Annotated in this window: 4 protein-coding genes; 1 reads left to right on the top strand and 3 read right to left on the bottom strand. The window is 64.2% G+C overall.

Annotation, left to right across the window (positions count from 1 at the left end):
- Positions 1-64 precede the first annotated feature (64 nt).
- Positions 65-1,285 carry a DUF2235 domain-containing protein gene (locus AC1VNY_RS42215; protein ID WP_482409626.1) on the bottom strand — a complete coding sequence of 407 codons (1,221 nt, stop codon included), beginning with the start codon at positions 1,283-1,285 and terminating at the stop codon, positions 65-67.
- A gap of 64 nt (positions 1,286-1,349) precedes the next feature.
- The gene (locus AC1VNY_RS42210; RefSeq protein WP_482409625.1) at positions 1,350-1,634 is read right to left on the bottom strand and encodes a hypothetical protein; all 285 of its coding nucleotides are present in this window, start codon (positions 1,632-1,634) and stop codon (positions 1,350-1,352) included.
- 107 nt (positions 1,635-1,741) lie between these two features.
- Between AC1VNY_RS42210 and AC1VNY_RS42205 the strand changes: the two genes are divergently transcribed.
- Positions 1,742-2,269, top strand: coding sequence for a hypothetical protein (locus AC1VNY_RS42205; protein WP_482409624.1), 528 nt, complete (start codon positions 1,742-1,744; stop codon positions 2,267-2,269).
- A 13-nt stretch (positions 2,270-2,282) separates the two neighbouring features.
- On the opposite strand, the gene AC1VNY_RS42200 is transcribed toward AC1VNY_RS42205, so the two are convergent.
- The gene (locus tag AC1VNY_RS42200; RefSeq protein ID WP_482409623.1) at positions 2,283-3,659 is read right to left on the bottom strand and encodes a vWA domain-containing protein; all 1,377 of its coding nucleotides are present in this window, start codon (positions 3,657-3,659) and stop codon (positions 2,283-2,285) included.
- Positions 3,660-3,824: the final 165 nt, after the last annotated feature.

Raw genomic sequence — 3,824 nt, 5'->3', positions numbered from 1 at the left:
CTCCCCCCCAAGCGGGAGAGGGAGCAGGCTGCCTTCTCGGTTGCTAAATCATTCTCTAACGCTGTCAGACTGTCGGCGCGGGTGGCGCCGGCGGCGGCGTCATTGGCTCGACGTTGTAGGTCTTCGGCATGTTGATGGGCTTGTAGGCAGGATCCTTCTCCATGCGCTCCAGCACCGAGGCATGGATGGTCGCGCCGTCCGCAATCGGCCGCGGCTCGCCGCGCGGCAGATAGAAGCCGAGGAAGGATTTTCGCTCCGGCCATTCCTTCCATTTGTCGCTCTTCGGAATCCATTCCAGGATTTCCCAGGCGGCGGTCAGCGAATTGTGCAGCGGGGCGGTCGCGCTCGGCTGCACATAGTCGTGCTTGTGCGGCGGCAACGGCATCCCCCAGGCGAGATGATCGATCAGCGCCTGATCCATGTGCAGCCCGGCCGCCTTGGCCTGCTCGAGCATCCAGATCAGCGGAAACTTTGACGGCCCGCTCTGGTCTTCCGGATAGCCGCCGCCGACGTCGGAATGCACGCCGGCAAACCAGACCTGGCGGATGTCCTGCTCCACCTCCGTTGCCGGATCGAACGGATCCGAGCGGAATTTCTGCGGCTCGATCCAGCGATTGAGTCGGAACATGCGCCTGCGCTCGTCGATCGAGATCGCCTGGCGGAACCGTTTGACGCTGGAATTGGTCCGGGTGAACAGCAGCGTCTGCAGGTCGAACAGGAAGTTGTCCTGACGCGGCACGATGATCGAGGCCACGGTGTCCCAGACCCCGACGAACTCGATATCGATGTTGCGGCCGCCGGCAATCTGGCTGAAGTGCCAGGCTTCCTTCAACGGAGCATAGTCGAACGTGCCGTCGGACTTCTGGGCGTCGGAGCTGGCTTTCTTGTAGGTGCCGAATGCGTAGCTCGCGAGGTCGAGCTGGTCGACGGGCAGCAGGCCCATCACATGGACGAAGGCCGCGAGCACGCGCACCGTGTAGGCACCGCGGCTGAAGCCGAACATCCAGACCCGGTCACCGGGCTCCCAGGTTCGGCACAGGAACAGGTAGGCGCCGAGCGTGTCCTGGTCGAGACCGGCGCCGAAAGCCAGCCCGAACAAGCCGCGCATCTGCTGCTTGAAGCGGCCCCAGGCGTTTTGCAGGCCGATGGTGCCGAGGCCGGGATGATAATAGATCCGCTGCCGGTCATTCTTGTCGGCGACGCGGAACAGCTTCAGCACGTTGGAAATATTGTCACCGATCTCGTTGCCGGTGCCGTCGCAGCAAATCACAATATCCTTCGGCATCCGTTGCCCTCGCGGCCGCCGTGAAAATTCGCGGCCTCTATGTACGGCAGAACGCGGTGAAAATTCAATCTCCAATTGAAGACGGTTCTGTGCGGCGGCGCGACCGCCGGTGGCGCCGGGTAGCCGAAGCGCGATGCGCGCCGGTGCTGCCTGCCTTTGGATCGGATTGAATCTCGCCACGGCCGGCCAAAGCTGCGAAGGACGGCGTCGCTTGAGCTCGCCGATGCCCGGCCATGACGGAGTTGCCGTGATCCAATTCCGTTCGCGATGCGTTGAGTCGGCCGCCAATGGCGCTCCCAGAATTCAATTGCAACACTTCGGAAAAGATGGAAATCTGCTCGTCGATCATTGCTATATGCGTCGACATTTTCTCCCTTTCAGGGACTCCGCGGTGCACGCGATCATCTTTCCTGCTGCCTCCCGCAGCTTCCTCAACAACAACAGGAACGGGTCGGCATGAGCCGTCAAGCTCTCGTGACGGCCATTCTCTTAGGACTTGTGGTGACGGCGTTCGGACTGTTCTGGTGGGTCGGCAGCTATTCCGATCGCGTTTTCGCAAACAGGTTCCGCACCCGCTTTCCGGAGAAGACGCTGAGCTACACCGGCGACCAGCTTGGCGAGCTGGTGCAGTCCGATCTGCGGATGAAATATGTCTTTCCGATCCTGTTTCCGTTCGATCTGATCGTCATGCTGGCGCTGGCGGGCGCGATGGGCGCGGCGTCATCGCACTGGCTCAGCCGGATCTATCCGTCCGCGGCGTGGCTCGGCCTGGTGGTGCCGGCGGTGTACCTGCTCAGCGACCTGATCGAGGATTGTCTCCTGGCATGGCTGCTGCTGCACGGCGACCCGCATGCCGCGGCGCGGTCGGTCTCGATCCTGAAGGCGATCACGACGATCAAGCTGGTCGCCATCTTCGCCTCGATCGCGCTGACATTGGCGGCGTTCGTCGGGTGGCTGTTCCACGGCGAGACGCTTGCCATCTAAAGCGGCCGGCGGCCTACTGATACGTCGCGACGATATCCGACACGGCGCGCTCGAGCTGCTGCGCGGTCGCGCACTGCCGCACCACGCTGCAGAAGGTCGCGTAACGCGGCATCTCAGAATCGCCAAAACCCCAGACCATGCGGCCCTCGGGGTTGAGCCAGACCAGCCGTTTGGAGCGCTCGCCGATCCGGCGCAGGATGTCGGCGCGCGGATCGAGATTGTTGCTGCGGGCGTCGCCGAGCACGATCACCGTGGTCTGCGGCGTGATCGCGCTCATCCAATTGTCCTCGAAATCGGCGAAGGAATTGCCATAGTCGGACGAGCCGAAGCCGACCTTGGACATGATCTCCTTCATCGCCTCTTCCGGCGAGTTCGATTCCAGGATGTCGCTGACCTCGATCAGGTGACCCGAGAAGGCGAATGAGCGGACGTCGTCCACCACCTCGTGCAGGCTGTGGATCAGGAGCAGGAAGAAGTCCGAGACGCGGGCGACCGAGCCCGAGACGTCGCACAGCGCGACGATCTTCGGGCGGTCGCGATGCTTGCGCTTCCATGCGGTGAGGAAGGGGACGCCGCCCCAGGCCGCGTTCCGGCGCAGCGTGCGGCGGACGTCGAGATGGCCGCGGCGCTGGCGCTTGCGCGGCTTGGAGTAGCGCTCGCGCAGCCGGCGCGCGATCTGGCGGATCAGCGCGCGCATCTGGTCGACCTGCCGCGGCTCGATCCGTGCCAGCGGTGCGTTGCGCAGGATCTCGTTACGCAGATTCTCCGCTTCCTCGCGCCCGTACAGCAGCAGGGCCTGCGAGACCGCATCGCGAACGGTGCCGCGCAGGCCGTTGAGCGCCTCCTGCAGCCTTTCGGCGAGCGCGGGATTGCGCGTGGTCAGGTCGTCGATGTCGTCGCGCAGGCGCTGGATCCCCATCGCATCGAGGATGCGGGTCTGGAAGATGCCGCGCTGGGTGAAGTAGCGGATATCGGGCAGCGAGGCGGCGCCGGAGGCGTTGGCGATCGCGCTCGATATCGCGGAGCGATCCTGCGACAGCAGCATCTGCGCCAGCGGCCCGACATTCTCGCTGGCCGCGCCGGCCGAGGCATCGCCATGCTCGTCGGCCGACGGGTTGGCGCCGGATTCGCTGCCGTCGTCGGTCTTGCCCTGCTCGGCGTTGTCCTGCTGCGGCTCGGGCTGGCTGAAGAACAGGTCGAAGCATTCGCCGAGCGCGCGCTTCTCGTCCTGCGTCTTGGCAAGCGTCAGCAGGAAGGTGTCGCGCAGGACGTCGCGGTCGGCAAAGCCGACCTGGGCGACCGCCCGCATGGCATCGATGCTTTCGGCGGGCGAGACCCGGACCCCGGCCCCCCGCGCCGCACGAAAGAAGCGATGCAGGTTCTCGCGCATGGTGATCTATCGGTAGAAAATGTGGTGTTCAGTCGATCTGGCGGCAGGCTCGCTGTACCTCTCCCGCTTGCGGGGGAGGTCGTATCGCATCGAAAGATGCGATACGGGTGGGGGCTCTCTCCGCGAAATGACTCGTGGTGAAACCCCTGTCTCTGATACACATCT

It is taken from the genome of Bradyrhizobium ferriligni, from assembly GCF_056837965.1.
This window is presented reverse-complemented; position numbering and strand designations above follow the sequence as displayed.

Excerpts from the sequence above, each read along its gene's own strand:
- AC1VNY_RS42215 (WP_482409626.1), bottom strand. The coding sequence starts at position 1,285 with ATGCCGAAGGATATTGTGATTTGCTGCGACGGCACCGGCAACGAGATC.
- AC1VNY_RS42210 (WP_482409625.1), bottom strand. The coding sequence starts at position 1,634 with ATGATCGACGAGCAGATTTCCATCTTTTCCGAAGTGTTGCAATTGAAT.
- AC1VNY_RS42205 (WP_482409624.1), top strand. The coding sequence starts at position 1,742 with ATGAGCCGTCAAGCTCTCGTGACGGCCATTCTCTTAGGACTTGTGGTG.
- AC1VNY_RS42200 (WP_482409623.1), bottom strand. The coding sequence starts at position 3,659 with ATGCGCGAGAACCTGCATCGCTTCTTTCGTGCGGCGCGGGGGGCCGGG.